A 25,267-nucleotide genomic window follows, 5' to 3' on the forward strand; every position below is an offset into this window, starting at 1 on the left:
CTCACACTAGCGCGTTACGTTTTGCCATCTCGATAAGTTCAACCAGGGATTTGGCTTTGAGTTTCTGCATGAGGCGCTTTTTGTAGGTATTTCATATGATTACAATAGGCGCTCAAGCATCAGTCAGAGGGCGCCATGCCTACAGCATTCAGCTATGCACGTTTCTCCAGTGCCATTCAAAAGAAGGGCTCAAGCCTTGAGCGCCAGCAGACTATGGTTGGCAACTGGATTCTCCATCACCCTGACTACAATCCGAGTGAATTGACATTCCAAGATTTGGGTAAGAGCGGTTGGAAGGGAGAGCACATCAAGGAGGGCGGGGGCTTTGCTAAATTGCTGTCGGCTGTTGAAGCCGGTGTGATTAAGGCTGGGGATGCGGTGTTGGTTGAGGCAATCGACCGTACCGGGCGTCTTCCTGTGCTGGAAATGCTGAGTAAAATCGTCAGCCCTATCCTGCAAGCTGGTGTGTCAATCGTCACCTTGGATGACGGCGTGGTCTTCACTGAAGCGAGCTTGAACGAAGGCGGGCATATCTACATCCTCGTTGGCAAGATTCAAGCTGCACGGCAGTACAGCGATAACCTGAGTCGTCGTATCAAGGCATCCTATGATTCTCGCCGTAGGCTTGCAGCTGAGGGCAAGACTCCCAAGCGCAGTACACCTGTGTGGCTAACCTCGGAAGGCGTTGTGATTCCAGAGGTTGCGGCTCAAGTGAAACTAGCATTTGAACTGTACGCATCTGGGCTAGGGAAGGCTGTAATTGCCAAGCGTATGCGGGAAAGCGGTGTACAGGCGCTCGCCAAGTGTTCTGGCCCCGGTGTTGAAGGCTGGCTTCGCAATGAAGCGGTGATTGGTCGCTGGAACGGCGCACAGGTGTATAAGCCGATCATTGACCTATCGCTATACCACCGTGCCCAACTCGAAGGTGACAAACGCAAGACTGCCCCACGGGCAAAGACATCTACCCATTTTCTTGTAGGGCTCGTGAAGTGTGGATGCTGTGGACACAACTTCATCATGCGCACCATTAAGGGTGTGCAGGTTTCTATGCGTTGCCGTAAGCGGCAAGAGTTGACGGGATGCCAGAACGCTAAGGTGATTCCGAAGGAGATCATTGATACGGTTTACAAATACACATCCGTCACTGCTGCTTTGGAGGTTGTGAAGCGTGAACGTAGTGGCGTGAATGAAAGTGCAATCATTGCTGCTGAAGCCAGGCTGCTTGAAATCTCCAGACAGATGCAGGTGTTAACCTCTGTAATGCTCACTGTAAGTGACATTCCTGAAGTGGTGGCGCAGCTCCAGAAAACTCAAGAAGCACGGGAAACTACCGAGCGAGAATTGGCAGTGCTCAAGGCCACTGTAGTTCCGGCAGCTAATGGATGGATCGAGCAAGGTAAGGTGTGGGAGCTTGAGCGAAACGATCCTCAGCGCCTCTCTGCAATGCTCCGTAATGTTGGTTACACGATCACAATTCACCCTGATGGCCGACTTGTTCCATCCCACATTGAAGTGGTGTATCGCTACGCTGGGGTTGATCGACGGACTAACAAATACAAGCTGATGCAGGGTGACAAGCTGCTGCTGATTCTGAAAGGTTCTGATGAGGATTACCAATACGACGAGTCATTTGAAGAAATAGAGGGTAGCTCGACGTGGGATGAAGCAGATTATGAAAATCTTCGTTTGCAGTACGAACAACAAAAGGTAAGGGTGCACGATGAAAGCGGGATTGATGGTATGCCGTAAAACCCGCTCAATGGTGCGCGGGTGTCAGGATCAACGAAGGCGATGCGAGTATTCCAGTCCCAGCAAAGATCAAAAGCAGAAGCTTTGATTGGTGTTGTTATTGTTTGTTATGGGTATTCGGCCGGAGGTTAGGGGGTGATGCTGCTGACGCAGTAGAGCATTGTATGTGCTGGCTGAAACCCTATCAAGATAAATTGCTTGCAATCCCTGTAAAAAGGGGTATAAGCGCCACCCTTTACGCACACCAAAAAACGCTTCAACGCTATATAAATCAAGGCTCCCAGCCGATACTGTCCGTGTGACTCACGTCCCTAGAGCCACACAAGCAATCACCGGTATTGGGCAGCAGTCGATGGGACACAACCAAATAAAAAGGCGAACAAGGATGAGCATATATAGTGTCGATGAGTACATCAGCCGGGCAAAAGCCTACGTAGCCGCAGGAGGTGAGAACGCACTACGCCATGCCTGCCTTGAATTGCGATACTGCATCGAGAGCATTGTTTACCAGAAACTCGGCAAGGTCGGTAAAGTCCTTCCCAGGTCGGTTTACCGCACGTGGCAACCACCACAAGCGTTGAAACGCCTCCTGAGTTTCGAGCCGCATGCTGATCAGGACGCGACAGTATCCTATTGTGTGCCCGCCAATGATGGCGCTCCATCGGGTGAGTGGTCACCGCTTGGCGACTATAGGATGTTCCCTGTGAAGTGGTTAAACGAGAACTACCACAAGCTTGGTAAATTCCTGCATGTCCCCTCTCTAAAGGAGGCGGAATCTCCCGCCAAGGTAACGGCAGAAATGCTGCACGAGATCATCAATGAGGTGGAGCGGGTCGCCTCAGCAAACGTTGTTATGAGCGTCAACATGGTTGCCGTAGAGCCCTGCACGGTGTGCCAGTCGGATATGTATTTCAGTCAAGCCCAAGTGGACGCTGGGTCTGAAATAGAGTGCTACAACGAGAAGTGCGGGGCGAAACACAGCATCATCAAAGTAGGCGACAAATTCAGAGTTGAACGTGCCGGGCGCTTTTCAATGCCTTGCAAGCGATGCGGTCAGAGAATGGCGATTGAGGATATAGAGCACGGCGAACACAAAGCGTGTTGGAGTTGTGGACAGCTCCACGTGTTCGGCTGGTGTTGTGCGGCAGTGCCAACGACAACGGATGACTAGACCCTTTTCTAGAAATCCACCATGCCCCCGAATTTTTTTTCAGTGCACTTCGACAGTCGTTTGGTCTTTTAGCCGAAAATATAATCTGGCGCCATTCCCGAGGTGCTTAGCCAAGTGCGAGGGGGCCAAATGAAAACCACTGCTTTCTGAAAATAAACTTCGCCACTCGGGCGCCGTAGCACCCGAGCAAAGTGATGGTGTGAGTCAGTCTTTCATTGCGCGTTGAACGGTACTCAGGCTCACTCCAAGAGCCTTGGCAGTGGCACGATAAGACACACCAGAAGCGATGGAAGCTTTGATTGCTTCGTCATCTACTGTCTTCACGCGGCCTGTGTAGACACCACGCTCCTTGGCCTTCGCTATGCCTTCACGCTGGCGCTCTTTGATCATGCTCCGTTCGAACTGTGCAACGCTGCCCAGCAGGGAAAGCATTAGCTCCTGCATTGGGTTTGCTTCGCCCGTGAAGTGCAGTTGTTCCTTGTGAAATCGGATGGCTATGCCCCGGCCAATCAAACCTTTGACCAATGACAGCAAGTCTTCAAGGGAGCGAGCAAGACGGTCAATCGAATGCACGTAAACGGTGTCGCCTTTTCGCACGTGCCTCAACATGGCCTGTAGTTGTGGGCGCTCTGTGGTCGCACCGCTTACTTGATCCGTGAACACTTCCTCCAGGGCAACACCGTCCAACTGGCGGGCGGTGTTCTGATCAACCGAGGACACCCGTACATAACCAATCTCTGCCATTGCCCGTGCTCCGTATTCATTTGGGTCTAGATGATTGGATTGTGGCTGTATGCACAATCAAAATCAACCCTATTGAATACAGAATCCGTATTCATCGATGAGTGGTCTCAAGGGTGTACCTAATTGAACACAGCGGATCAGGATTGGCGGAGCTTGAGAATCCCGGCAGTGATGGCGGTTGCGTTCGCATCAAGAGTTTGCAATGCGGTGACGGCGTTCTCATGGGCTTCGCTTGAACCACTGGATTTAGCCCATAAGGACAACTCTTCAATCGCTGCTGCAAGCGCGTGCTGGTTATGCAGCAGGAGGGTTAGTACATCCGCTGTCGCTATGTGGGCTTCTGTGTTGTCTGGCATGGGAGCAGAACTCGATGGTGGATTGGCCTGGACGCACAAAGTATGGAGCAGGCGGGAAATCTTGCAGATTTCTTGCAGAAACTGAAATTCGACTACGGGGAGCGGGCTTTGCTACACAGCCAGAGACTGGAAGCCCCACGGAATCAGGGTTACAGACGTGCTGCAAATTTCACCACTTCAAAGATGAATCAGTTTGCCGAAGTTGTTTGGGGATTGATCGAGGTTTTCCGCATGTTCTTCAAGGAGCACCCTCACACTTAGATAGCGCTGGCATGATAGGATGGCCTAACGACACTACAGGATGTAATCGATATGAGAATGGCGATCATCACCCTAACACTTTTAGCAAGTACATCTGCTTGGGCAAAAACAGACAAGTCATTAGACGCCGTGATCAATGATAAATTCTACTTTTCTGGTGAATGCGACAAGTATTTAAGCTCCGTATCAGACCAAGAGAAGCAAATCATATTTCGAGTGATGCCTATTATAATAATTGAAGATTCATTGGGCTATGTAACTTCAAAAGACTCCGTGATAGCAAGACTTGAGGCTCCTCTTGAGGCCAAAGGTATAAAGCTTAATAGCGAACTAAAGTTGGCACGAGAGTCAGAGTACGGCAAGCGAGATTTATTAGATGCATTTGAAGGTGATGAGGATTATTCAAAGCCCCTGCTTAGCGAGGCGACTGTTGAGTTCAGAAAGATTATCAAAGGCGCGAAGGGAGAACTGAAGTCATCTCTGTTGAACTACATGAATTGTGGTGCGATTGCCACAGCTACTGGGTTCGGGCAAAATGCAAACTACTTTGAACAGTATATAGACTTCGTGAAGTCTCGACCCTCAAAAGCAGAAGTCGGCTACTTTGAAGTGTCAGCCAATAAAGCATACGCTACCAACAAGGTAGGCACTGGCAACCAGTTTGCTGAGCCGAAGCAATGGGAAGGCTCTCGATTCTTTGTTGTAAATGCTTCATTTAAAAATCTCGACACAGAGTCTCGACTTCCAATCGGAGGGAGCCTTTTTATTAATTACAATGGAAAGGATTACGAGTTTGATACTGTAGAGCCGATTATGCTCGAAGGCTACAACATCTGGTTCAAAAGTATAAATCCATTGATCACTATGAAGACCAAGATTGTCTATCGTATTCCCAACGAAGTGAGTGGCGAGGTGTTCTGGAGACCCGGAAGAAATCCAAGTGACACTCGCCTTTGGGTTGGTAAAGTTGCATCGGTGGAGTAATTCAATCCGAAAACCTCTGGGGCGAAAGCCCCAAGTAGGGCTTTTGCACGCACACTTAAATAGCCCTCAAAGCCTTATAAACCGTAGCTTGCAGGCTGATTCCACCGTGTGGATTACATCCCTAGAGGGATGATCGAACAATGAAGTGAGGCTCTTCAACTGGCGCCATATTAGTGACTACGAGGGCAATAGGAGCGATGTACTCCATTTGGCTATCCAGATCTTCAATGAAGGATAGCGTGACCGACTTGCGAGCTTCTAGAGGCTGTACGGCTGGTTGCACTGATTGTAGAAGTGCATCGGTAGGCCGGTATATCACTGGCGATGCAAGAGCCTTGGTGTACAGAGCGTCAATCACAGAATCGACTGTGTAGGCTGGCTTGCCGTGGAGCATGTCGAAGACCAGTTGCGTGTCGATAGCATCGAAGTAGAAGTTGAACCTGAAACGAGAGTTCGTGTTGGCGAGCAAAAACTGGATGCGCTCCAAAGCTGGCAGCAGCTCAGGGCGATACGCTTTCCCTATGCGTTCCCACTCGCTCATCAGAACACTAGTGTCATCGTGGTAAGGCAGGAACACACGGAAGTCCGCCGCTGCTTCCTTGCCTTGCACCTCTCTCTTTATCCCCGCAAGGATGCGAGCGGATGCTGTTTCAATCGTTGTCAGATGCTTGGCATGATCAGGGTTTGCTGGGTCGAGGTTATCGACTAGCCACGAGTACAGAGCCTGTCGCTTTGACGGTTGAATCTTCTTCGACTTGACCACGGCCATGACTACCTTCTCGCCAATCAGCTTGATGATGCGTTGAATCACGTCAGCGTGGTTGGCGTCCTTCTCCAGGCCGAAACGCGGAGACAGATCAGTTACAGGGAGGGATGCACCGCCACTGAAATGCTTAGTCCCGTGCGCACGGTTCAGAGCCATTGGAGCAATCACCAGATTGTCAGCACGGAACAAGCCGACAGACTCTTTGCCACGAACTGGCGCAATGTGGCTGATTTCAAACTGAGCTTCACCGAACTCTTTGCGTAGCCCATAAACGTTCGTCTTCTGGTAAGCGGCGTACACGTCATAAAGTGCTTCTAGCTGTTCCTGCGAGAAGTCCTTGTAGATCAGAAGAGTCCTTGCACGAACAGCTTGTCGGGCCAGCTCTTGAAAGAAAGGGGAGTTTGTGGCGTTGAACAGATATGTCACACGGCGTGCTTCATTGTTGAAACTGGTGCGGCAAGATGTGTTGCAGAATTTCGCTGTCCTGCTGCTGGTGCGAAAGCGCTTTTTGCACTGTGGGCAGGTCGGTTGGCGCTTAGCTGTTGTTCTGGATGTTGCGGTCATTGGTATTGGCTCCATTATGGTTGGCATTGATCGGGTTTTGGGCTTTCGGGTTGTGTGGATCAGAGTGGAAGCAGAACGCATTGCAATAACGGCGTCGCTTCTGGACTGAGAACACATGACCGCAGTAGTTGCAGGTGCAAGTCTTGTTCATTGGGTTTTCTCCTGAAATTGAGTTGATTAGTAGGCGTAGTGTGGAAGTGCCCACGCGGGGCGCTCTTCCTTTACTTCATTTCTTCGCCATGCCTTTCGCCCAGTTAATACAGGCTGTGGTGATTCGCGTGTTCCCATTGCCTCAATAAGTTCTTCGACCAATTGAATGCGTAGGGCGATAGGGTATTCGGCGGCATACTCTTGCAGCACGCTTAGAATTCCTTGCAGTAATGCGGGTTGGTTCATTCGGATTCTCCATATTTGGCTTTGAGGATTTGCACTGTCATATCAACAGAAGTTAGCTCTTCTGGAGCTGCTGCTTTTGCGATTGAAGTAGTAGCACCTGTAACTATCTGATTGAACTGTGCATCAGTGAAGTCTTTCAGTTTCTCGGCATACTCTTTCGCTGAACTGGCAGAAAGACCGAAGGCAATTAGAGCTGCTTGACGATCAACACTCTTGCGAATGTGTCGGTTCTCAGGGTGATTCAATCTATTTCTCCTGTAGAGTTTTTGATATTTTTGTTGCTGGACGTGGCCCGCATCACTTCGAGTGCCACTAGCTTTTGTATCTGCTCGTTATCTATCGTCTTGTCTTGCGAGCGTTCTAACTGGAGTCGGTTGTAAGTCTGCCGATTCAAGTCGATTGCGTGCTGACTGACAGATTCAATCTGCGACCCTTGGCTAAAGTGCGATATTGCAATCAGTGTCAACGTCAAACAGAAGGCGAACGGTGTCTTGCCGATGTACATTGGCATGTTCCTTTTCTATATTGGTGGGGATGAATGGCCCGGAGGCCATCCGTTATTTAATGTCTTTCAAGCCTGCGTTCACTCGACTGATTTGGTCGGTGAACGCTTCACGAGCAATATCTGTAATTTCAGTTCTTGCTGTGTTGATAATTTCAGATGCTTGAGTAACACCGTGGAAATTCATTTCTAGCTTCACTTCAATCGGGGCCAGGCCACCAAGTGTGGTGTTTGCACCGTTAATTGCAGAAGCCAACTGTTCATAGTCGAACTCAGGATGTATATGCGTTACTCCCTGCTCCACTGGTGGGGCGTTGTAGTATTCCGGCATACGTACTTGAGGCAGGTTCATCGTAGAGATGCGAAGTTGCAAACTATCTGCTGCGTTCTGTACCTCTATAGGGCTAAGACTTGCGCCACCCAAAGGAGCTGGCATATCCCATTCATGGCCCGGTTCTGGCTTCTTGGTCATGTACTGATTGCCGTTATGAGGGGCAGCTGTTTCGGCTTTAACCTCGGCAATCTTCTTTTGCTCTGTGTCTGGCTTCAACATGCCTGCTGCAATCAGAACAGAACGAATCTTTTCAATGACCGAATCGATTACACCGAAAGTCGCACTGACTAAGTTGAGCACGTCACTGATGCGATTCAACAGGAAAGACATCACATCACGAGAACCATCATCACCGAAGATGCTCTGCCAAAGCTTCTTCAATGCCTCAAAGTGATTGGTCATGGAATCACCGAAGGTGCTCCATGCCTGCTTGAACTTCTCGATTGATTCCGGGCTGAAATACTGCTCCATCGCTTTTGGATCAGGACTATTAAGGGTGTCTACAAGCTCCTTTGTGAGCTTGAGAATTCTCGTCAGGCTATCCAGTGTGTCTGCGGTGAAGCTGGCGAACTGATCGAACTGTGGGCCGAGAGACTTCAAGAGTTCCAGCTTCGCGGCAGCGTAGTCCCCGGTGGCTGTTTTCAACTTGCCGTTGTCCGACTCGTAGGCTTGCACCATTTGATTGTCGAGTTGGTTGTTGAAGCGGTTGGCGCGTGACTCCTGCGTGTTGCGAGCCACATCCAGGGCACCGCCGTCATTGGCGTGCTGCTTCATGATCGCCCCGAGGTATTCAAAGAACTTCGTGACGACCTTGCTACCCTTGATCAGTTTCTTTTCACGAGCATCGGAGAACGCTTTCTCGGCAGCGTCACCTTTCAGGTTTCCCCCGATTGTCCGTTGCCATGCCTCTGCACCAAACTGGTTGGCGTTAGCGCCCATGTGTTCAGAAATCTGGCCTGTCCACTCTTCGCTGTAGAGCTGGTTCTTGCCCAACGCCTGAATGATGCCTCGGTTCATGTTCGACAGGTCCTCTTGAGACATGCCCTGTGATTTACCAAATGACATGATTCCGCGAGACGTGTCTTCGGCCTTCTCCACGCCCATACGCTTTGCGAACGCTCCAGTCACCTTGGCGTAATCTCGACCACCTTCCTTGGCGTTCAAACCGAGGAAGTCGGCAAGAGTCTGGTAGCTCTTTTCCATTCTGGCCCCGCCTTCCTTGCTACCTGCGGCGGCATTGAAAGAGGCCATACGGGAATCACGAGCGTTGGCGGTTTTCTCGGCGCTGGAAGCGAAGGCCAGTGATGCAGCTAGAGCGGCGGCAGCCATTGCACCGATAGCGATAGTGGCGCCAGCGGCAGCACTCCCCAAACCGACCATGGGCCCAATAGAGGGCATCATGGACATACGTCCGGCCATACCGCCAAGGCCATGACCACCACGGTGAACGCTACCACTCGAACGTTGGTAGGAAGCTCGTTGAGTTTGTCGCTCTGCGGCCTTCTGACGCTTCTCATGCTGTTGCTGTACGAATGCCTCTGCTCGGCCTAAAGCTGTGCGGGAACGCGCCTCAGCGGCGGCTGTAGCTGCTCGCTCACGCTGCATACGTTGAGCATGAACCTCGGCTCGCATGCTGTGCTGTTGAGCTGCTTTAGCGACTTGGGATTGCTTGAGGGCTTGCTTCGTCTGTTCTATCGAAAGGGCAGTACGGGCTTTCTCATTCGCAAGGGAAAACGTGCTGGCTTGCATCTGAGCGGCGAACTGTTCTTTCGATAGAGCAGCGTTCTGTTTCAGTTGCTTTTGTAGGTTGCCTGCATTGGCGATCACATCCAGTTTCAGTTTCTTGTTTGCCACCTTGCCGAACTCTTGGAGTCGATGCTGCAAGGCTGTGAGCTTTCGTTCAAAGGCCAGCATGCGGCGCATATCGACGTCAAAAACCAGCTTGCCGGAGAGCCTAGCGATTTCCTCGGTCATCATGCTGTTTCACCCTTGGGCAGCACAGAGCCACCGTAGGAGCGTTGGCGATTCAACCCCATGTAGCACCTGCGGAACGAATTCAGGACTCGCAGGAATGCTTTCGGGCCGTTGCCCTTATATTGGAGTTCAGACTCTTCGTATGTCGGCTGTGGTGTAGAGAAGAAATCGTCCAGCACCTCAATGGCCTTCCTGTCACCTGAGACTGCTACCACCAGACCAACCTCTGTGGCGAACCAGAAGTACCGATACTGATAAGCGCATCCCGCGTTGTGGTTGACGTACCCACGCATTGCACTAGGCAGGTGTCTGATGTTGATGCTGCCCATAAGGCAGTGGACCAAGAAGGCTGGCCCACCCTCGCTGATGGTTTGAATGTACTCAGGTAATTTCATCTGTCCTCCGTGTTACTTCAGTTAATGTGTTTTCGATGGCAGCCATAACGGCCAGGTATTCGTCACTTCGTAAGAATCGATCAACTCTTTTCAAAACGGTGAAATCAACTTGCTTCAACAGTGACTCCGCATACTCCTGCGCCATTGGTGATAGATCGGTGCCAGCTATAAACTCGTCAATTTCCGCTGGCGTCCGAACATCTTGCAGCGTCGAGCGTGTTGCATCCTCGACGAAGTGAGTAAAAAACTGCTTCTGTGTTTTTGTGAGTTTCATTGAGCACCTTCGACAATAGCGGAAGTCAGCTCTTCAAGTGCTGTAGTGGAAACATCAAGCAAGTGAACAGCTTCGTTGTACTGCACGGCCAACAATTCGAATGCAGCGGTCATGGCATCCAGCTTCGATTGCAATTCACATTTCTCATCTGCAAGCTGACTTGCTCGGGTAGACAGTGCATCTCTTTGTAAAAGCAGGGCTTGCAGTTCACTCTGAGTCGGGGCGGCATATCGTAGGTTGGTGAATACATCGTTGGGATTTGTCATTTCGATAGCTCCGCACGAATACGAGTTTCGATTGCAGCACGTTGAGCCTGACGTTCTGCCGCCAGTTCTTTTTCAACTTGACGATCAATCGCGGCTTCTTCCAATTCTACTTGTCGAGCAACAACTGCATTGTTGTGTTCTTCAATCTCTTTTTTGTACTTCGCCTCCACTTCGAGGTGAAGAGTTTTAATGTCAGCACGCTGCTGCGCTTCGGGCTTGTAGAAATAGATGTACTGCGAGGCTCCAACATGCTGCATCGTCCCAAACTCATGCAGTGTGCAGCCTTCTGCGATCTTTGCCAGATATGTTGGAATGATCTGAGCAGCAGACAGAACCAGCTCAGGAGCGTATGCACCAATCATCATCTTGGGAATGGCGCGTCCTGTTTTTGGATCAGTCTCGGCAAAGGCGTCGTAGCCATGCTGGCGATTCTTATAAGCGGCGGTAGCTGCTTCTTTCAGGGCTTGTAGTTCTTGCTTGTTTTCTTTACGCAAAACGGACATCAGTTGGTTTCCTTGTGGTTTTTGAGTTGGATTAATAGGTTGATGTATTGCTCAGCGATTGCCTTGCTTTCTTCGAAGGCATCCGTTGTTGATTATTCTGGCCATTCGTATTGGCCTGTTTCTTCATTAAATTCCATGTGTCTCTCCTGTGAGGTTGTTCTCATTGATCGAGAGTTCAACCAGTTTTTTCTTGCTTACTCGATGTGCTGCCACTCGACAGCGAATGCTGCAATAGTTGCGAATCCGAATGCGCTCCAATGCGTATGGACGGCCACAATGCGAGCAGCGAATAACCTTGTTTGCCATTCGTGGCCTCCTGTGCTGTATGGTTTTTGGTTGTAACGTTTGTGGGCGAAATAAGAAAAATGGCCGCAAGGGCCATCATTCGATTTCAAAGCCAATTGAATTAGTTGCTGTTTCCATCACCGCCAGCAAACGGTCTATTGAGCAAACGGCCCTGATTCCGTTTATCCTGATGTACCAGTTTCGCCAACGCTACTGGATAGAACGCAAGGAACAACGGGGAAACAGTCCGTTGCTGGCATCTCAAGATTTTTGAGGAAATATAGGTGAGCTACGTTGAGCGCAGTTCGCCCACCATCACAGAGAAGGACTTAAACGATGATGGTGAGATGGGAATAGATGGCGGTAACAGGAAGCTACCACCAGACAACAACAGCGAACCCTTTCAGACATGATTGATTGAAAACTGTTGTTGCGAAAGAAGAGAAATTTATCTCTATCCTTTGTATAATTCTCTCACGAAAGTGATGTTTTGTCAAGTAAAAGTTGCATACTTAGTTGAAGGGGTGTACGAGTTTTTATATCTGAACCCCGTACTCAGCGAGCTGTACGGCATTCCACCCAAACAACTTACTCAACTGTCTATTTCGCAGGATCGGAGAGGATTGGAAGCGCGTCTCATCGGATTCTATATTTGTTCTTACTTTCAGACGGCGCCAGATGCCTGCCCTTGGGCAGTGCCGCTCCAAAGCCCCGCCACAGTTTGCGGGAGTTCTTGTGTACATGTGAAATTCTTGTTTGTAGGTGCTCACGGTCTTGTTGCTCAGAAACATTCCCTTGGCGATTTCCTTGTTCGTGCGACCTTGGGCAAAAAGTTGCAAGACCATCAATTCCCGGTCGTTCACGGTTTTGAACAATTCCAGTTCGATGCAGCGTGTTTCATCTCCGCGGACGGGGTTCAAAGTCTCGCTCGGGAAATAGTTGTAACCTGCAAATACCGCTTTTATCGCGCTGACCAGTTCACTGATGTCTTCTTGTTTGCAGACATAACCCGATGCACCAGATTGCATGCAACGAATGCCGAAAAGTGTCGGGCATTGTGCCGTCAGTACCAGTGTTTTAAGGGGTGTGCTCATTGCGTTGAATCGGGATAGCACTTCCAGGCCATCCAGCTTTGGAATGCTGATGTCGAGAATGACCAGGTCCGGCATGCATTCGCGAACCATCTGCATGGCGTCGACCCCATTGTCAGTTTCGCCGACGACTTTGTAACCTTCATGTTCCAGTAACATTCGAACGGCAAGGCGGATAACGGGGTGATCGTCGACAATAAAAACGGAGTTCATAATCAAGTCCCATGCAAGCTCAAATAAAGCGCGCACCTTAGCTCAGATACTTGAAGGGACGCATGAACTGACGGAGCTGTAGCAGCAATATAGGAGAAGTCCTACAGATTAAAAAGAATTGGACTACGCATTAACTAGGTTTTTTATTAGGAAGGCTGAAGCGCGCCAATGTTCAGGTGCGCTTTAAAAGAAGGTTTCTTGTGAGTTTTTCGTTGTTTGTTTTTCGACTATTGCATGTGTGTTTTTTATAGTGGTGCTGAGGTCAACAAGTTTCTAAATTCAGATTGTTTCAATGGTTTTATCAAGTAACCCAATAATGGCAGCCCGTGTTCAGTGGCCGCTTTTTCAAGTTCATCCAGTTCAGAAGTCGTCAGACTGCTCAGTATGATCGCCTGTCTGATCAACCCTCGCTGGCTGGCGAACCGGACCAGATCGAGTCCCGTCAGATCGGGCAGGCATTGATCGCATAAAAGGACGTCGAACGGTTGGGCAGCCCCGAGCATTTGCTGCATGGCGCCTTTGGCGCTGTCGGTGGTAGTCAGTCGGTTGAAGCCATAACTTTCCAGCAGGTATTGAGTGGCTATTAGTTGGAAGGGGTGGTCTTCCACCACGAGGATGCGTAGATCGTTTTCGGCCATGGGGCGCACTTCATCTGTCGAACAGAAGGGAGGGCGATTGTTTCGCGAGTGTGTTGGGCAAGCGATCAGTTCGCTCGCCATGTGCTGTAGGGCGATTCGACGAAACTTGAGTGTTGTTGGATGTTGAAGGGTTGATCAGCCATAACCGATGCCGTAATGGCTGATCAATCGACACACCTTAGTGGCTGGAGCGGCCGGTCATCTCGAGGGCCATGTCACCGGCATAGCTGTCGGTCATGCCGGCGATGAAGTCAATCATGCGCAAAAACGATGTGTGCAATGGACCATGAGGATCGGGTGCGTTGTTGCCCAGCAGGTCAAGGATGCGGCGGCTCTTGAACGACGGGGTACGACCGTTGTGCTGCTCCAGCGCTGCACCGCAAAAGGCGTTGAGCAGGATTTCCAGCGTGGTGTAGGCGCCGATCTCGTGCAGGGTCTTGCGCTTGTCCTGGAAGATTTTCTTGCGAGCGATGTCCTTGGCATTCAATACGCAGCGCTTGGCCGGACCGTGCATGTGTTCCACCAGATCGCCGGGCAGCGTACCGGCCAGCAGCGCGTCCTGTTGCTCGACAAAGGCGCGGGCCGCCGCATTGGTCAAGTGTTCGATGGCTTTACCGCGCAGGATCGCCAGTTTGCGTCGGCGCGAATCACCAGGACCGAGCTGGCGGTAGGTCTCCGGCAAGTCATCGCCCACCAGGCCCAGCAGCAGGGACTCGACTTCGGCGTATTCCAGCAACTCCATTTCCAGGCCGTCTTCCAGGTCGATCAGCGCATAGCAGATGTCATCGGCGGCTTCCATCAGGTACACCAGCGGATGCCGTGCCCAGCGTTGCTCCTCCAGTTGCGGCAGGCCGAGTTTATGGGCGATTTGCTCCAATAGCGGCAGCTCGCTCTGATAACACCCGAACTTGTGTTTCTTGTAGCCCAGCGAGTCGGCGTGCTTGGCCGTCCATGGATACTTCAAGTACGTGCCCAGCGTTGCATACGTCAGTCGGGTGCCACCGTCGAACTGGTGATACTCCAGCTGGGTGAGTACCCGAAAGCCTTGGGCATTGCCTTCGAAGTTCAGGAAGTCATTGCGCTCGGCTTCACTCATTGCATCCAGCCAGCCCCGACCTGCTGCTTGCTGGAACCAGTGCCGGATCGCGTCTTCACCGGAGTGGCCGAAAGGCGGGTTGCCGATGTCGTGTGCCAGGCAGGCCGATTGCACCACCATCCCCAGGTCGCTGGGTTCGCACCAGTCGGGCAGGGCGTTGCGGATGGTTTCGCCGACCCGCATGCCCAGTGAGCGCCCCACGCAACTGACTTCCAGTGAGTGGGTCAGGCGCGTATGAATGTGATCATTGCTGGACACCGGATGAACCTGGGTCTTGCGCCCGAGGCGACGGAAAGCCCCCGAAAAAATAATGCGGTCATGGTCTTTGTGAAAAGGACTGCGGCCGAGCTCTTCAGGGCTGTGCAGCGGTTTTCCGAGGCGTTCGCGGGTAAGCAGGGTGTGCCAATCCAAGGCGGGGTCTCTCCGTCAGGTGACTGATGGCCTAGCTTCCCGTTTCGCGCCATGACCTGCAAGCGGAACTCGTCGATCACCAGGCTTCCCTGGCAAGGTGTTGTTTCTGGAGGGTGCCTGTTGACCGGGCAGGTGCACAGGATGGCACCCCTCGATAGAGGGGCGCATCCCGTTGATGTTGCAAGAGTGCCGCCAGAAAGAAACCGGTCAGTCTTTGCGCGAAGAGCCCTGCATGATCAGTTTGATCAGCGGCCCCAATGTGGTGCCGAGCTGGACCAGCCGGGTCAGGCTGCCGAGGCCACCACCGTTTTTTGCACCCTTGCCGGTCAGAAAGCCCAGCAAGGTGACGGCGGCCACGCCCCAGAGTGGCGCGTGTTTGATGCCGAAGCCGTCCTGCAGGTTTTGCGTCATCCCGCGCACGCGTTGCAAGGGTTGCAGCAGTTGCGCTGATTCGTGGCGGATTTCCTGACGATGCATTTCCATGCGCAGACGGATCAGTGCCTTGCGCATTTCCGTGCGCGAGCTGTTGTGTGGCAGTTCAGGCAGGCTCATGGCAGCAGGCGCTCCCGATCGTTGGCCAGCTCTTCCAGCGTGCCGTTGAAGGGCGAGGACTCATCGAAAATCGCTGCTCTCAAGCGCATTCCACAGAATAGGGCGGCGAGGGTGTAGAACACACAGAGCCCGATGATGGCGGTCAGGCGATACGTGTCCCAAAACACGATAAGCACCAGCGTCGACAATCCCACCAACAGCAACAACGCAAACACCAGGGCCAGGCCGGCAAACAGCAACAGGCTGACGGTGCGGGCTTTCTGTTCCTGCAATTCGATGCCGAACAGTTCGACATGGCTGTGCAGCAACCCAAGGAAGGCAGCACCCAGGCGCCGCGATGAGGAGCTTGTTCCCGTTACAGACGGGCCGGATTCGCCGATCGACATATCAGCGCCGGCTGGCCAGCAGGCCGATCAGGAAACCCACGCCGGCCGCGATCCCGACGGATTGCCAAGGGTTGGCCTGGACATAGTCTTCAGTGGCGGTGACAGCAGCCTTGCCGTGTTCGCGCAGGGAGTCTTCGGTCAGCTTCAGGGTTTCACGGGCACGCAACAGACTGTCGTGAATCTGCTCGCGCAACTCGTCGGCCTGATCGCCGGCCAGGGTCGCGGTGTGCTCCAGCAACCGTTCGGTGTCACTGACCAGTGTCTGAAAGTCGTTCATCAGGATTTCTTGAGCAGTCTTTGCCTGGGTGCGGGCCATGGTGGATCTCCATAAGTGGCTTTCTGATGTGTTCGAGTATGAGCCTTCGGCGAAGGTTCAGTACAAATGACTGGTACAACTTTTGCTGTGTCGTGGTGCGCCGGTCCGCGCCATTGCGCTATAGCCGGGCATGATTTCAGTAAAACCGTAGGACCAACAATCAAAAACTCGCGCAAACGTCCGGGGCACGTTTTTCCCGGACGGTGTCCGTGCACCAAGGCGGTTCAACGAGATCAGTCCGCTGATGCTTCGAAGCCGCAACTTGGTGCATGGACAGACTTCGCGAACTGCTTTGGTGCTTTTTTTCTGCCATAAGGTCTGCCCATCCAATGGAAAATCTGCAAAGCGCCGTGGACACCCTGGTCCATAGCTCCAACACGCTGTTCATTCTGATCGGTGCGGTCATGGTTCTGGCCATGCACGCCGGTTTTGCCTTTCTCGAAGTCGGAACCGTGCGACAGAAAAACCAGGTCAATGCGCTGTCGAAAATCCTCAGTGACTTCGCCGTTTCGACACTGGCTTACTTCTTTATAGGCTATTGGATTTCCTATGGCGTGACGTTCATGCAACCAGCGGCCGTGCTCAATGCCGACCATGGCTATGGACTGGTGAAGTTTTTCTTCCTGCTGACCTTTGCCGCGGCGATCCCGGCGATCATTTCCGGAGGGATCGCCGAGCGCGCCAGGTTTGTTCCGCAACTGTGCGCGACAGCGTTGATTGTTGCGTTTATCTATCCGTTCTTCGAAGGCATGGTCTGGAACGGCAACCTGGGCTTGCAGGCCTGGTTGCTGGAGCGCTTTGGTGCCGGTTTCCATGATTTTGCCGGCTCGGTGGTGGTGCATGCCACGGGCGGTTGGCTGGCGCTGGCGGCGGTGTTGTTGCTCGGGCCGCGTAACGGCCGTTATCGCGACGGACGCCTGGTCGCGTTCGCGCCATCGAGCATCCCGTTTCTGGCGTTGGGCTCGTGGATCCTGATCGTCGGCTGGTTCGGCTTCAACGTCATGAGCGCGCAAACCCTGCAAGGTGTCAGCGGACTGGTGGCAGTGAACTCGCTGATGGCCATGGTGGGCGGTACGGTGGCCGCGCTGATTGTCGGGCGCAACGACCCCGGCTTTCTGCATAACGGCCCGTTGGCGGGGCTCGTGGCAATCTGTGCCGGTTCTGACCTGATGCATCCCGTGGGCGCGCTGGTTACCGGTGCCATCGCGGGGGCGCTGTTTGTCTGGTGCTTTACCGCAGCCCAAGGCAAATGGCGTATCGACGATGTGTTGGGTGTGTGGCCGTTGCATGGCTTGTGCGGTGTATGGGGCGGCATTGCCTGCGGCATCTTCGGCCAGAGTGCCTTGGGCGGCTTGGGCGGGGTCAGCCTGATCAGCCAGTTGATTGGCACCGCGCTGGGCGTGACCGTAGCCCTGGCCGGCGGGTTTGCGGTGTACGGCGTGATCAAGGCGCTGCATGGCTTGCGCCTGAGTCAAGAAGAGGAGTATTACGGCGCGGATTTGTCGATTCACAAGATCGGCGCAGTGAGCCAGGACTGACTCAGATCTCCTTATCGTCGGTGGCATCAGGGCCGGGGCCTCAACGGCTCGACGGCTATTCGGGGCAGGCCTAGAATGATCACTTCAATTTTTGGTTGAGCGCTCATGCTTCCTGAATGTCAGCTGTTCGGCACCCTTGGATGCCATCTTTGTGAAGTCGCCGAAGCCATGTTGGTGGAGTTTGTCGAGCGCGGTCTGCTGGTGGAACGAGTGGATATCGCCGACAAGGAAACATGGTTCGCAGCTTACAGCCTGCGTATTCCAGTGCTGCGACGAGTCGATACCGGCGCTGAACTGGGCTGGCCGTTCAGTGCCGATGAGGTGGTGGCGTTCCTGCGCTAAGCGTTTTTGCGCTGGCACTAGCTCCCGCCTGTCGAACTTTGCGATTGATCCCCTTGGCTTATACGGTGTTGATCGGATACTGTACGCGCATACAGTTATTCGCGGTGCCTGCCTTGCCATTGCCGATTTTCGGGAACGAGCAGGCAAGCCCGGGCGTGAGAGGGATGAATCATGGTCAATGTCGAACAATTGAAGAGCAGCGTGAACCGGATGTCCGCAGACGTCGTGCACGAGGCCGTCCGTGAGTTGCGTCTGGATGGTCTGGTGACCGAGGGAAAAACGCCCTTCAACAAAACGCATTTCAATACCTGTTTCGCTGAAATCGAAGCCTTGTTTCAACGTGCGGGTTATCACCGGCAACTCGATGTCGTGGGTTATCAGGGGTTGTTGTACGCCCTGTATGACCCCGCTCGCTGGGAGGCGGTCGATGTGCTGCGCTGGCTCAAGGAGTACACCGAGGCGGCGGCACGCACGCAGATCCCGGCTTGAGGAATCTTAGGGGACGCTCTCAATTAGTTTTCACGCCGGGAAAACTAATTGAGAGCGTCCCCTAGGTTCATTCCCCCTGCTGTTGGATAATGCCGCTCTGCACTGAGGGTTAAAGCTTTCGTATGTCCACTTCTTCTTTTTCCGCGGCACACAGTCAGGCCAGTACGCTCTACTTGCCGCCTGGCCCGTGGCAGACCGTTGTCGATTGCCTGTGTGAGCATTTCAGCGCTATCGGTCGTGAACAATGGCTGGACAGAATCGCCCGTGGCCGGGTCCTCGATGGGCAGGGCATGCCGATCGCCCTCGACCTGGCCTACAAGGAAGGTTTGCGGATTCATTATTTTCGCGAAGTGCCGGATGAAAAGCCGATCCCGGTAATCGAGTCGATCCTGTACGCGGACGAGCATCTGGTGGTGGCCGACAAACCGCACTTCCTGCCTGTGACACCGGCTGGCGAATACGTCGAACAGACGCTGCTGAGGCGCTTGATCCGGCGCCTGGATAATCCGCATCTGGTGCCATTGCATCGCATTGACCGGCATACCGCGGGGCTCGTGCTGTTTTCTGCTAACCCGAAGACTCGTTCGGCTTATCAGTCCTTGTTTCCAACCCGGCAGATCGAAAAACGCTACGAGGCCATCGCACGGGCGTTGCCTGATCTTGCTTTCCCGCTGGTTCATAAAAGCCGGCTGGTCGATGGCGAACCGTTCTTCCGCATGCAGGAGGGCCCCGGGGCCAGCAACACCGAGACTGCGGTAGAGGTCAGGGAGAAACAGGGAGATCTCTGGCGTTATGGTCTTTACCCGGTAACGGGCAAGAAACATCAGCTGCGGGTCCATATGGCGGCGTTGGGAGCCGGTATCTGCAACGACCCGTTTTACCCCGAGGTGCTCAAGGATGCAGAAGATGACTACGCCAATCCTTTGAAATTGCTGGCTCAGGGGCTGAAATTTATCGATCCGGTCACGGGCCAGGAGCGAGCGTTCGAGAGTGAAATCACCTTGCAATGGTGATCGAAAAGCGTCCCTGAAGCGCTAATGCCAGTCAGTTAAACGGTAATGCGCTCGACAGCTGCTACAAAGGGTATCTGACTGACTGGCAATACCCTGAAGCGCTGTTCTTCAGGCATGAAAAAGCCCGCATCAAGCGGGCTTTTGTGTATCCGGCGGCGCCAGGGTTACAGCTCTTTAACGGTACGAACCTGGTCTTTGTTGATGCGGGTCTGTTTGCCATCGAGCTGTTCGAATTCGTAGAAACCGGAATCCTTGTCGTACTGTGGGGTGTCGACGGCCTGGATTTCGCGACCGTCATTCAAGGTGATCACTGTAGGCGACGAGCAACCGGCGAGGCTTGCGAGGCCGAGTGCGAGCATGAAAGTGGCGAGGGTCCGTTGAGTCATGAGTGTGTCTCCGAATAAGAGTTCTTTGATTGCCGAGCTTGAGACGTGCACTGTCCGCGCAAGTTCCTGATTAATATCAGTCTGACACAGTGATATGACCGCTTAACAGTTCCGGCGTGTTCAGGTTGGCCAGCCGAGGGTCTTTGTCGGGGCATTGCAGTGCGGTCGCGCCGAGCTTGCGCATCAACCGGCCAGGGCTGCGCTCACCTTCGCTCCAGGCATTCTCGAACGCAGCCCTGTGTTCCACGGGAATAACGCACAACAACGGTTCCCAGTGGCCATCATGCCGCACCATCAGCGGCTTGTCCGGATGCAGGTTGGCAGTCTCGCGCATGTTGCCGATCAGCGCCGCATCAATGCCCGGAACGTCACATGGCAGGACCAACAGGTGGGTATGGCGAGCAGCTTTCAGGCCCGCGCGAATACCGGCCAGAGGCCCGGGGAAGTCACCTTCATCATCGTGGACCAACTGGTCGGCGTAGGGCCCATACTTTTCAGGATTACGATTGCAGGAGATGATCAGGTCATCGGTCAGTGGACGGGTCTTGCGATGCAAGTGTGCAATCAGCGGTTCGCCGTGCCAGTCCAGCAACCCTTTATCCTGACCGCCCATACGTTGGCCGCGCCCGCCCGCCAGGAGCAGAATGGAGCAGGGTGGCAATTGTGAATTCGTGGTCATGGCAGGTCTCCATGGGAGCGGCGAAAAAACGGAGCGCTGTGATATAACACCGGGCTGTTTCTCCTACAACTGGACGAGCCTATGAAAGCCAAGGCTGATGTACCTTTCGCACCGCTGAACATCGCCGTGCTGACTGTCAGTGATACCCGCACACTGGAAACCGACACTTCAGGTCAGGTCTTTGTCGACCGCTTGACCACTGCCGGTCATTACCTGGCAGCCCGGGTGTTGCTCAAAGATGACCTCTACAAAATTCGCGCGCAAGTCGCCAACTGGATTGCCGACGATGTCGTGCAGGTTGTGCTGATCACCGGCGGAACCGGGTTTACCGGGCGTGACAGCACGCCGGAAGCCGTTAGCTGCCTGCTGGACAAACAGGTTGATGGGTTTGGTGAACTGTTCCGCCAGATCTCGGTGGCCGATATCGGCACCTCGACCGTTCAGTCCCGGACTTTGGCCGGATTGGCTAACGGTACGCTGGTTTGCTGTTTGCCGGGTTCGACCAATGCCGTGCGCACCGGTTGGGACGGCATACTTGCCGAGCAACTGGATTCGCGGCATCGCCCGTGCAATTTCGTACCCCATTTGAAACAGGCAGCGCCTTGTGAATCCCGTGGGTAAGCCTGGCAAGGCTGGCAGTCTGATGCCTGTCGAGCAGGCATTGGCGCGTCTGCTGGAAATGGCCGAAGCCTCAAGGATTGTCGAGCGTGAACGCTTGCCGTTGGCGCAGGTAGAGGGGCGTGTACTGGCTGAAGACCTGGTGTCGACACTTGATCTGCCGCCCTGGCCAAACAGTGCCATGGACGGCTATGCCTTGCGCATGGCTGACTGGACGGGAGAGCCGTTGGTGGTTAGTCAGAAGGTGTTTGCCGGCCAGGCCCCCGATCCGTTGCAGCCAGGAACCTGTGCGCGCATTTTCACCGGGGCGCCTGTTCCCGCAGGTGCCGACTGCGTCGAGATGCAGGAAAACGCCGAGGTTCAGGCGGATGGGCGAGTGCGCTTCACCGAAACCATGACCCAAGGCCAGAACATTCGTCCGCAAGGTCAGGAAACGACCGTCGGCGAGTTGATTCTGCCGGCAGGTACGCGGCTGGGCCCGATCGAGCAAGGATTGGCTGCCTCCTTGGGGTGCGCCGAGCTGGAAGTGGTTCGCAGGGTGCGCGTGGCGGTGCTGTCTACCGGCGACGAATTGATTGAGCCCGGGCAGACGCTGGGGCCGGGACAGATCTACAACAGCAACCGGGTGTTGTTGTGTAGCTGGTTGCAGCGTTTGGGGTGTGAGGTCGTCGACGCGGGAATTCTTCCGGACAATCTGGAAACCACTCGCTCCCGATTGGGTGAGTTGAAGGATGTCGACCTGATCCTCTCGACCGGTGGCGTATCGGTAGGAGAAGCCGATTTTCTGGGCATCGCCTTGCGCGAAGAGGGCGAGTTGACGTTGTGGAAACTCGCCATCAAGCCCGGCAAACCGCTGACGTTCGGGCATTTTCGCGGTGTGCCGGTGATCGGCTTGCCGGGCAATCCGGCGTCGACCCTCGTGACCTTTGCGTTGTTGACCAGGCCCTATCTCTTGCGTCGTCAGGGTGTGCAAGACGTTGAGCCCTTGAAGGTGCAGGTGCCGGCAGGGTTTGACTGGCTTCAACCCGGCAATCGGCGTGAGTATTTGCGCGGGCGGCTGGAAAACGGCAGGGCGACGATTTACAAAAACCAGAGTTCCGGTGTGCTGCGCAGCGCTGCCTGGGCTGATGGGCTGGTAGAAGTCCTGGAAGGTCGTACGCTGATACAAGGCGACAGTGTTTTCTTCATTCCGTTGAGCGAAGTCCTGAGCTGATGGCTCCAGCGGCTCTTTCACACAAGACCCGGTTGATTGAACCGGGTGTTGTGTTGATGGCCGTTCAATGCGCCAGAAGCAATGAAATAACCTGCTCGAAACGGCTATTGGCGATCCAGCCAAGCAAACCGAGGATTACGGCTGTTCCGCCGGCGGAATAGGCAAGCCTGTGCCTGATGGATTTGACGTCACCCCGGACTTCTTCCATGTCCCTGCGTATGTACTTGAGGTGTGTTTCCAGGTCGGTGACGCGAGGTTCCATATCAACTTCTCCCGTGGCTTTTATGCGGTTGCTGCATTCAGTTCGGTGGCCTGCACTTTTAATATCTGCGAGCGGCAAGGCTGAAATAGCGGGTGATGCGAGGTTTTGGGTTTGCATGGCACGTCCTTGTGATGTCCTGCTGCAGCCCAAGGTCTACCAATTCAGAATTCTGGTCAATTGAGCCGATTCCTCATGTTTTGTAAGAAAAATCCTGCCGTGTCTTTCTGTCAGGAAATAATTCATTTTCTTGCGACTTTTAACGGAGGCTTCGAGGTCGACGAGACGGGTAGGAGGTGGGCGGACGTTGAAAGTCCTGTTGGCCGAAGGCTTCGGTAACGACAGTATGTCCGTGGGGCGAGATCAAGGTCTCGGAAGGGCTTTAACATCAATCTGGACGGTGAGCCGCTGGAAGGGGATAACCTGCGTTTTTCAGATCGCCCAGCGGCGCTGCTCGTGCATTTGTCAGAGGATTCGCCGCGATTGAATGCCAGTGAGGTGCCTAGTCATCGAGGCTGATGATTTGTTCGCGCACGGCAAATAGCACCAGGCCGGCTACATCGTAGATCTGCAAGCGCTTCATGACCTGCGAGCGGTGGGTTTCGACGGTCTTGACGCTCAGCCCCAGGCCGTTGGCGATCTCTCGGGTGGATTTTCCGCGAACGATCAACCGCAGGATTTCCAGCTGACGGGCTGTCAGGTTGTGCGAGTCGGCAGGTTCGGGCTGGTGTTTCTGGTTTCGGGTCAATGCCTGATTGATCACCGTGTGGGCAATGGCCGGGCTCAGATAGCGCTCGTTGTTGCGCAAGGCCTCCAGCGCGTGTTCGAGTTCGGTCGCCGTGGTGTCCTTGAGCAGGTAGCCATGGGCTCCGGACTCCAGCGCCTGCATGATGAGGGCCGGGTCGGTGTGCATCGAGAGGATCAGGACCTTGCTCTGCGGGCGTACTCGCTTGAGCTGCTGCAAGGCTTCGAGGCCGCCGGTGTGACGCATCGAAATATCCAGCAGGATAATATCCGGGGACAGCTGCCCGACCATTTCGAGCAACTGCGAGCCGTCATTGGCCTCACCGATGACGGCATAGCCCGGCAGATCCATTACCAGAGCGCGCACGCCAGCCCTGATCAGCGAGTGGTCATCCACCAGTAGTAAATTACAAGTCAATGCATAACCTTATTCGAACTGGCCCGTTCGAGCGCACGGGGCGCCCAGGGAAAAAGAGCTTCGATTTGAGTGCCTTTGCCCGGCTCGCTGGTAACGGTCAATGTGCCGCCCAGTTGGTCGATCCGCTCCGACATCCCGGCCATACCGCGTTGCCCTTCACGACCTGGGTCTGTTGCGGGCGCGAAGCCCTGACCATCATCGCGGATCTGCAGCATCAGGCCTTGTGGCAGGCGCTGCAGGCACACCAGCAGGTTCTTGGCGTGGGCATGCCGCAGGATGTTGGTGACCGCTTCCTGGGTGATACGGAAAGCGGCCACGGCCATTTCCTCCGGTATGCCGGTCAGGCGCTGTTGGCATTCCAGGCTCCAGTGCACCGGGGTGTTGGCCAGGGTCTTGAGCAGGTGCGCCCGCAGACTGGCTTCCAGCCCAAGGCTGGTCAACTGCCGGGGATTGAGAATGGCGGATACATCACGAACCTTGGCCAGGGTTTCTTCCAGCGTGTCGCAGAGGACCGAGCATTGCCCCTGAAGTTCTTCGGGCATCCGGCGTTTGAGCCAGTCACTTTGAAGTTTTGCAGCGGTCAGTAATTGACCGATATCGTCATGCAGCTCCCGGCTCAACCGGTGACGCTCGTTTTCCTGAACCTGCAACAGCCGGTCGGCCAGTTCCTGAGGCTGGAATTTGATGGACTTGCGCGAGAGGCGGTACTGCACCGCAACACTGGTCAGCGCCGCAACATTGAGCACCAGCAATGCCAGGGGCAACGCAATGGACAAGCCATAGGCCAGTGCACTGCCGAGCGTCGAGCAGGCACATAGCAACAGCGTGAATGTGCGTGCATTTTCTCGGGACGGTGGCCACATGGCGATTGACTTGAGGCTGGCGTGCATAGCGGATGGAGCCAATGGATGTTCGCTGTGGGCAGACCGGTCATGCTGGCTGACAGGCCCCTGTTTTTTAATGTGGAGCGTCGACTTCAACGGGATGCACTATTTTGTTGGAGAAATCAGCCTCAAACTCTCCGGCTGCAATCACACTGCCATTAATTGGCGCCAACTAACAGGCGGCATAGTAGCACTTAAGATACCGTTGGTCGCGTTTGTATACATGTCCGAAAAGTCAGGAATCCAGACATTTAGACAGTGGTTCCATAATGGAACAAGTTGGCTGTCGCCGTCGCAAGATGACGATTGTCCCTGGATTTTGTTGTTGATACCCAGGCAATAACCCTGGTCAAGACAGGCACGCAACTGTCGATGGGTATTCGTGTTTGTGACGCGGTGTCGTTTATAGCTATGAAAGATTTATTTGCGACATGTGCGCACTCAAGTTACAGCGCGG

General features: G+C 53.9%; 31 protein-coding genes and 3 pseudogenes. 11 read left to right on the forward strand and 23 right to left on the reverse strand.

The window, feature by feature from the left end; all coding sequences use genetic code 11:
* Position 1: 1 nt before the first annotated feature.
* Positions 2–91: pseudogene (locus ABIA48_RS22965) on the reverse strand (LuxR C-terminal-related transcriptional regulator); the annotation flags it as partial.
* Between the two features lie 44 nt (positions 92–135).
* Between ABIA48_RS22965 and ABIA48_RS22970 the strand changes: the two are divergent.
* Both ABIA48_RS22970 and ABIA48_RS22975 read left to right on the forward strand, forming a co-directional pair.
* Positions 136–1,749, forward strand: a complete 1,614-nt coding sequence (locus ABIA48_RS22970) for a recombinase family protein (protein ID WP_429491534.1) — start codon at positions 136–138, stop codon at positions 1,747–1,749.
* 385 nt (positions 1,750–2,134) lie between these two features.
* Positions 2,135–2,920, forward strand: a complete 786-nt coding sequence (locus ABIA48_RS22975; RefSeq protein WP_429491536.1) for a hypothetical protein — start codon at positions 2,135–2,137, stop codon at positions 2,918–2,920.
* Positions 2,921–3,124: 204 nt separating this feature from the next.
* Here the strand turns inward: ABIA48_RS22975 and ABIA48_RS22980 are convergent, their stop codons facing one another.
* Together ABIA48_RS22980 and ABIA48_RS22985 are read right to left on the reverse strand one after the other, a co-directional pair.
* Positions 3,125–3,664, reverse strand: a complete 540-nt coding sequence (locus ABIA48_RS22980) for a recombinase family protein (protein WP_429491538.1) — start codon at positions 3,662–3,664, stop codon at positions 3,125–3,127.
* Positions 3,665–3,801: 137 nt separating this feature from the next.
* The gene (locus tag ABIA48_RS22985) at positions 3,802–4,020 is read right to left on the reverse strand and encodes a hypothetical protein (RefSeq protein WP_429491540.1); all 219 of its coding nucleotides are present in this window, start codon (positions 4,018–4,020) and stop codon (positions 3,802–3,804) included.
* Positions 4,021–4,338: 318 nt separating this feature from the next.
* On the opposite strand from ABIA48_RS22985, the gene ABIA48_RS22990 reads away from it, so the two are divergent.
* Complete coding sequence (locus tag ABIA48_RS22990) at positions 4,339–5,265, forward strand: hypothetical protein (RefSeq protein WP_429491542.1); 927 nt, start codon at positions 4,339–4,341, stop codon at positions 5,263–5,265.
* A gap of 121 nt (positions 5,266–5,386) precedes the next feature.
* Here the strand turns inward: ABIA48_RS22990 and ABIA48_RS22995 are convergent, their stop codons facing one another.
* The 9 genes from ABIA48_RS22995 to ABIA48_RS23035 form a co-directional block, all read right to left on the reverse strand.
* A complete protein-coding gene (locus ABIA48_RS22995) occupies positions 5,387–6,595 on the reverse strand; it encodes a hypothetical protein (protein ID WP_429491544.1) in 1,209 nt (402 codons plus the stop codon).
* 177 nt (positions 6,596–6,772) lie between these two features.
* Positions 6,773–6,991, reverse strand: coding sequence for a hypothetical protein (locus ABIA48_RS23000; protein ID WP_429491545.1), 219 nt, complete (start codon positions 6,989–6,991; stop codon positions 6,773–6,775).
* Positions 6,988–7,236 carry a hypothetical protein gene (locus ABIA48_RS23005; RefSeq protein ID WP_429491547.1) on the reverse strand — a complete coding sequence of 83 codons (249 nt, stop codon included), beginning with the start codon at positions 7,234–7,236 and terminating at the stop codon, positions 6,988–6,990. The genes ABIA48_RS23000 and ABIA48_RS23005 overlap by 4 nt, the downstream gene beginning before the upstream one ends.
* A complete protein-coding gene (locus tag ABIA48_RS23010) occupies positions 7,233–7,496 on the reverse strand; it encodes a hypothetical protein (RefSeq protein ID WP_429491549.1) in 264 nt (87 codons plus the stop codon). The genes ABIA48_RS23005 and ABIA48_RS23010 overlap by 4 nt, the downstream gene beginning before the upstream one ends.
* A 52-nt stretch (positions 7,497–7,548) precedes the next feature.
* On the reverse strand, positions 7,549–9,804 hold the full coding sequence (locus ABIA48_RS23015) for a hypothetical protein (RefSeq protein WP_429491550.1): 2,256 nt from the start codon (positions 9,802–9,804) through the stop codon (positions 7,549–7,551).
* Complete coding sequence (locus ABIA48_RS23020) at positions 9,801–10,196, reverse strand: hypothetical protein (protein ID WP_429491552.1); 396 nt, start codon at positions 10,194–10,196, stop codon at positions 9,801–9,803. Before ABIA48_RS23020 ends, ABIA48_RS23015 begins: the two co-directional genes overlap by 4 nt.
* On the reverse strand, positions 10,183–10,470 hold the full coding sequence (locus ABIA48_RS23025; RefSeq protein WP_429491554.1) for a hypothetical protein: 288 nt from the start codon (positions 10,468–10,470) through the stop codon (positions 10,183–10,185). The genes ABIA48_RS23020 and ABIA48_RS23025 overlap by 14 nt, the downstream gene beginning before the upstream one ends.
* A complete protein-coding gene (locus ABIA48_RS23030; RefSeq protein ID WP_429491556.1) occupies positions 10,467–10,736 on the reverse strand; it encodes a hypothetical protein in 270 nt (89 codons plus the stop codon). The genes ABIA48_RS23025 and ABIA48_RS23030 overlap by 4 nt, the downstream gene beginning before the upstream one ends.
* Positions 10,733–11,239, reverse strand: a complete 507-nt coding sequence (locus ABIA48_RS23035; protein ID WP_429491558.1) for a hypothetical protein — start codon at positions 11,237–11,239, stop codon at positions 10,733–10,735. The genes ABIA48_RS23030 and ABIA48_RS23035 overlap by 4 nt, the downstream gene beginning before the upstream one ends.
* Positions 11,240–11,534: 295 nt before the next feature.
* Here ABIA48_RS23035 and ABIA48_RS23040 point away from each other — a divergent pair, with 295 nt between their 5' ends.
* Positions 11,535–11,798: a hypothetical protein gene (locus ABIA48_RS23040; protein WP_429491559.1), complete on the forward strand. Its 264-nt coding sequence runs from the start codon at positions 11,535–11,537 to the stop codon at positions 11,796–11,798.
* 478 nt (positions 11,799–12,276) lie between these two features.
* Here the strand turns inward: ABIA48_RS23040 and ABIA48_RS23045 are convergent.
* The 6 genes and pseudogenes from ABIA48_RS23045 to ABIA48_RS23070 form a co-directional block, all read right to left on the reverse strand.
* A pseudogene (locus ABIA48_RS23045) lies at positions 12,277–12,828 on the reverse strand (response regulator); the annotation flags it as partial.
* A 245-nt stretch (positions 12,829–13,073) separates the two neighbouring features.
* Positions 13,074–13,466 (reverse strand): response regulator, encoded by a 393-nt coding sequence (locus ABIA48_RS23050; protein WP_007983480.1) that lies wholly within the window; start codon positions 13,464–13,466, stop codon positions 13,074–13,076.
* Positions 13,467–13,644: 178 nt separating this feature from the next.
* Complete coding sequence (locus tag ABIA48_RS23055) at positions 13,645–14,973, reverse strand: deoxyguanosinetriphosphate triphosphohydrolase (protein ID WP_429491561.1); 1,329 nt, start codon at positions 14,971–14,973, stop codon at positions 13,645–13,647.
* A 207-nt stretch (positions 14,974–15,180) separates the two neighbouring features.
* Positions 15,181–15,525 carry a hypothetical protein gene (locus ABIA48_RS23060; protein WP_007983476.1) on the reverse strand — a complete coding sequence of 115 codons (345 nt, stop codon included), beginning with the start codon at positions 15,523–15,525 and terminating at the stop codon, positions 15,181–15,183.
* Positions 15,522–15,911 carry a phage holin family protein gene (locus tag ABIA48_RS23065; RefSeq protein WP_007983474.1) on the reverse strand — a complete coding sequence of 130 codons (390 nt, stop codon included), beginning with the start codon at positions 15,909–15,911 and terminating at the stop codon, positions 15,522–15,524. The genes ABIA48_RS23060 and ABIA48_RS23065 overlap by 4 nt, the downstream gene beginning before the upstream one ends.
* 1 nt (position 15,912) lies before the next feature.
* Positions 15,913–16,227, reverse strand: coding sequence for a DUF883 family protein (locus ABIA48_RS23070; RefSeq protein WP_046040614.1), 315 nt, complete (start codon positions 16,225–16,227; stop codon positions 15,913–15,915).
* Between the two features lie 329 nt (positions 16,228–16,556).
* On the opposite strand from ABIA48_RS23070, the gene ABIA48_RS23075 reads away from it, so the two are divergent.
* From ABIA48_RS23075 to ABIA48_RS23090, 4 genes are all read left to right on the forward strand, one after another.
* Positions 16,557–17,765: an ammonium transporter gene (locus ABIA48_RS23075; RefSeq protein ID WP_429491564.1), complete on the forward strand. Its 1,209-nt coding sequence runs from the start codon at positions 16,557–16,559 to the stop codon at positions 17,763–17,765.
* A 105-nt stretch (positions 17,766–17,870) separates the two neighbouring features.
* Positions 17,871–18,107: a glutaredoxin family protein gene (locus ABIA48_RS23080; RefSeq protein WP_429491566.1), complete on the forward strand. Its 237-nt coding sequence runs from the start codon at positions 17,871–17,873 to the stop codon at positions 18,105–18,107.
* Positions 18,108–18,278: 171 nt separating this feature from the next.
* Positions 18,279–18,596 carry a hypothetical protein gene (locus ABIA48_RS23085; protein WP_007983466.1) on the forward strand — a complete coding sequence of 106 codons (318 nt, stop codon included), beginning with the start codon at positions 18,279–18,281 and terminating at the stop codon, positions 18,594–18,596.
* A gap of 122 nt (positions 18,597–18,718) precedes the next feature.
* A complete protein-coding gene (locus tag ABIA48_RS23090; protein ID WP_007983464.1) occupies positions 18,719–19,609 on the forward strand; it encodes a pseudouridine synthase in 891 nt (296 codons plus the stop codon).
* A gap of 164 nt (positions 19,610–19,773) precedes the next feature.
* Here the strand turns inward: ABIA48_RS23090 and ABIA48_RS23095 are convergent, their stop codons facing one another.
* Positions 19,774–19,995: a YgdI/YgdR family lipoprotein gene (locus tag ABIA48_RS23095; protein WP_429491569.1), complete on the reverse strand. Its 222-nt coding sequence runs from the start codon at positions 19,993–19,995 to the stop codon at positions 19,774–19,776.
* Positions 19,996–20,071: 76 nt separating this feature from the next.
* Complete coding sequence (gene mobA, locus ABIA48_RS23100) at positions 20,072–20,674, reverse strand: molybdenum cofactor guanylyltransferase MobA (protein ID WP_429491570.1); 603 nt, start codon at positions 20,672–20,674, stop codon at positions 20,072–20,074.
* An 81-nt stretch (positions 20,675–20,755) separates the two neighbouring features.
* On the opposite strand from mobA, the gene moaB reads away from it, so the two are divergent.
* Both moaB and ABIA48_RS23110 read left to right on the forward strand, forming a co-directional pair.
* Entirely contained in the window at positions 20,756–21,295 is a 540-nt protein-coding gene (moaB, locus tag ABIA48_RS23105) for a molybdenum cofactor biosynthesis protein B (protein ID WP_429491572.1), read from the forward strand.
* Positions 21,279–22,505: a molybdopterin molybdotransferase MoeA gene (locus ABIA48_RS23110; protein WP_429491574.1), complete on the forward strand. Its 1,227-nt coding sequence runs from the start codon at positions 21,279–21,281 to the stop codon at positions 22,503–22,505. The genes moaB and ABIA48_RS23110 overlap by 17 nt, the downstream gene beginning before the upstream one ends.
* 64 nt (positions 22,506–22,569) lie before the next feature.
* Here ABIA48_RS23110 and ABIA48_RS23115 read toward each other — a convergent pair whose 3' ends face one another.
* Positions 22,570–22,884 carry a hypothetical protein gene (locus ABIA48_RS23115; RefSeq protein ID WP_429491576.1) on the reverse strand — a complete coding sequence of 105 codons (315 nt, stop codon included), beginning with the start codon at positions 22,882–22,884 and terminating at the stop codon, positions 22,570–22,572.
* 230 nt (positions 22,885–23,114) lie between these two features.
* Here ABIA48_RS23115 and ABIA48_RS23120 point away from each other — a divergent pair.
* A pseudogene (locus ABIA48_RS23120) lies at positions 23,115–23,283 on the forward strand (lipid kinase YegS); the annotation flags it as partial.
* On the opposite strand, the gene ABIA48_RS23125 reads toward ABIA48_RS23120, so the two are convergent.
* Entirely contained in the window at positions 23,267–23,926 is a 660-nt protein-coding gene (locus tag ABIA48_RS23125; protein WP_429491578.1) for a response regulator, read from the reverse strand. The pseudogene ABIA48_RS23120 and the gene ABIA48_RS23125 overlap by 17 nt on opposite strands.
* Positions 23,923–24,816, reverse strand: a complete 894-nt coding sequence (locus tag ABIA48_RS23130) for a sensor histidine kinase (protein ID WP_429492921.1) — start codon at positions 24,814–24,816, stop codon at positions 23,923–23,925. Before ABIA48_RS23130 ends, ABIA48_RS23125 begins: the two co-directional genes overlap by 4 nt.
* Positions 24,817–25,267: the final 451 nt, after the last annotated feature.

This window comes from Pseudomonas sp. S30_BP2TU TE3576, from assembly GCF_050436025.1.
Lineage (GTDB): Bacteria > Pseudomonadota > Gammaproteobacteria > Pseudomonadales > Pseudomonadaceae > Aquipseudomonas.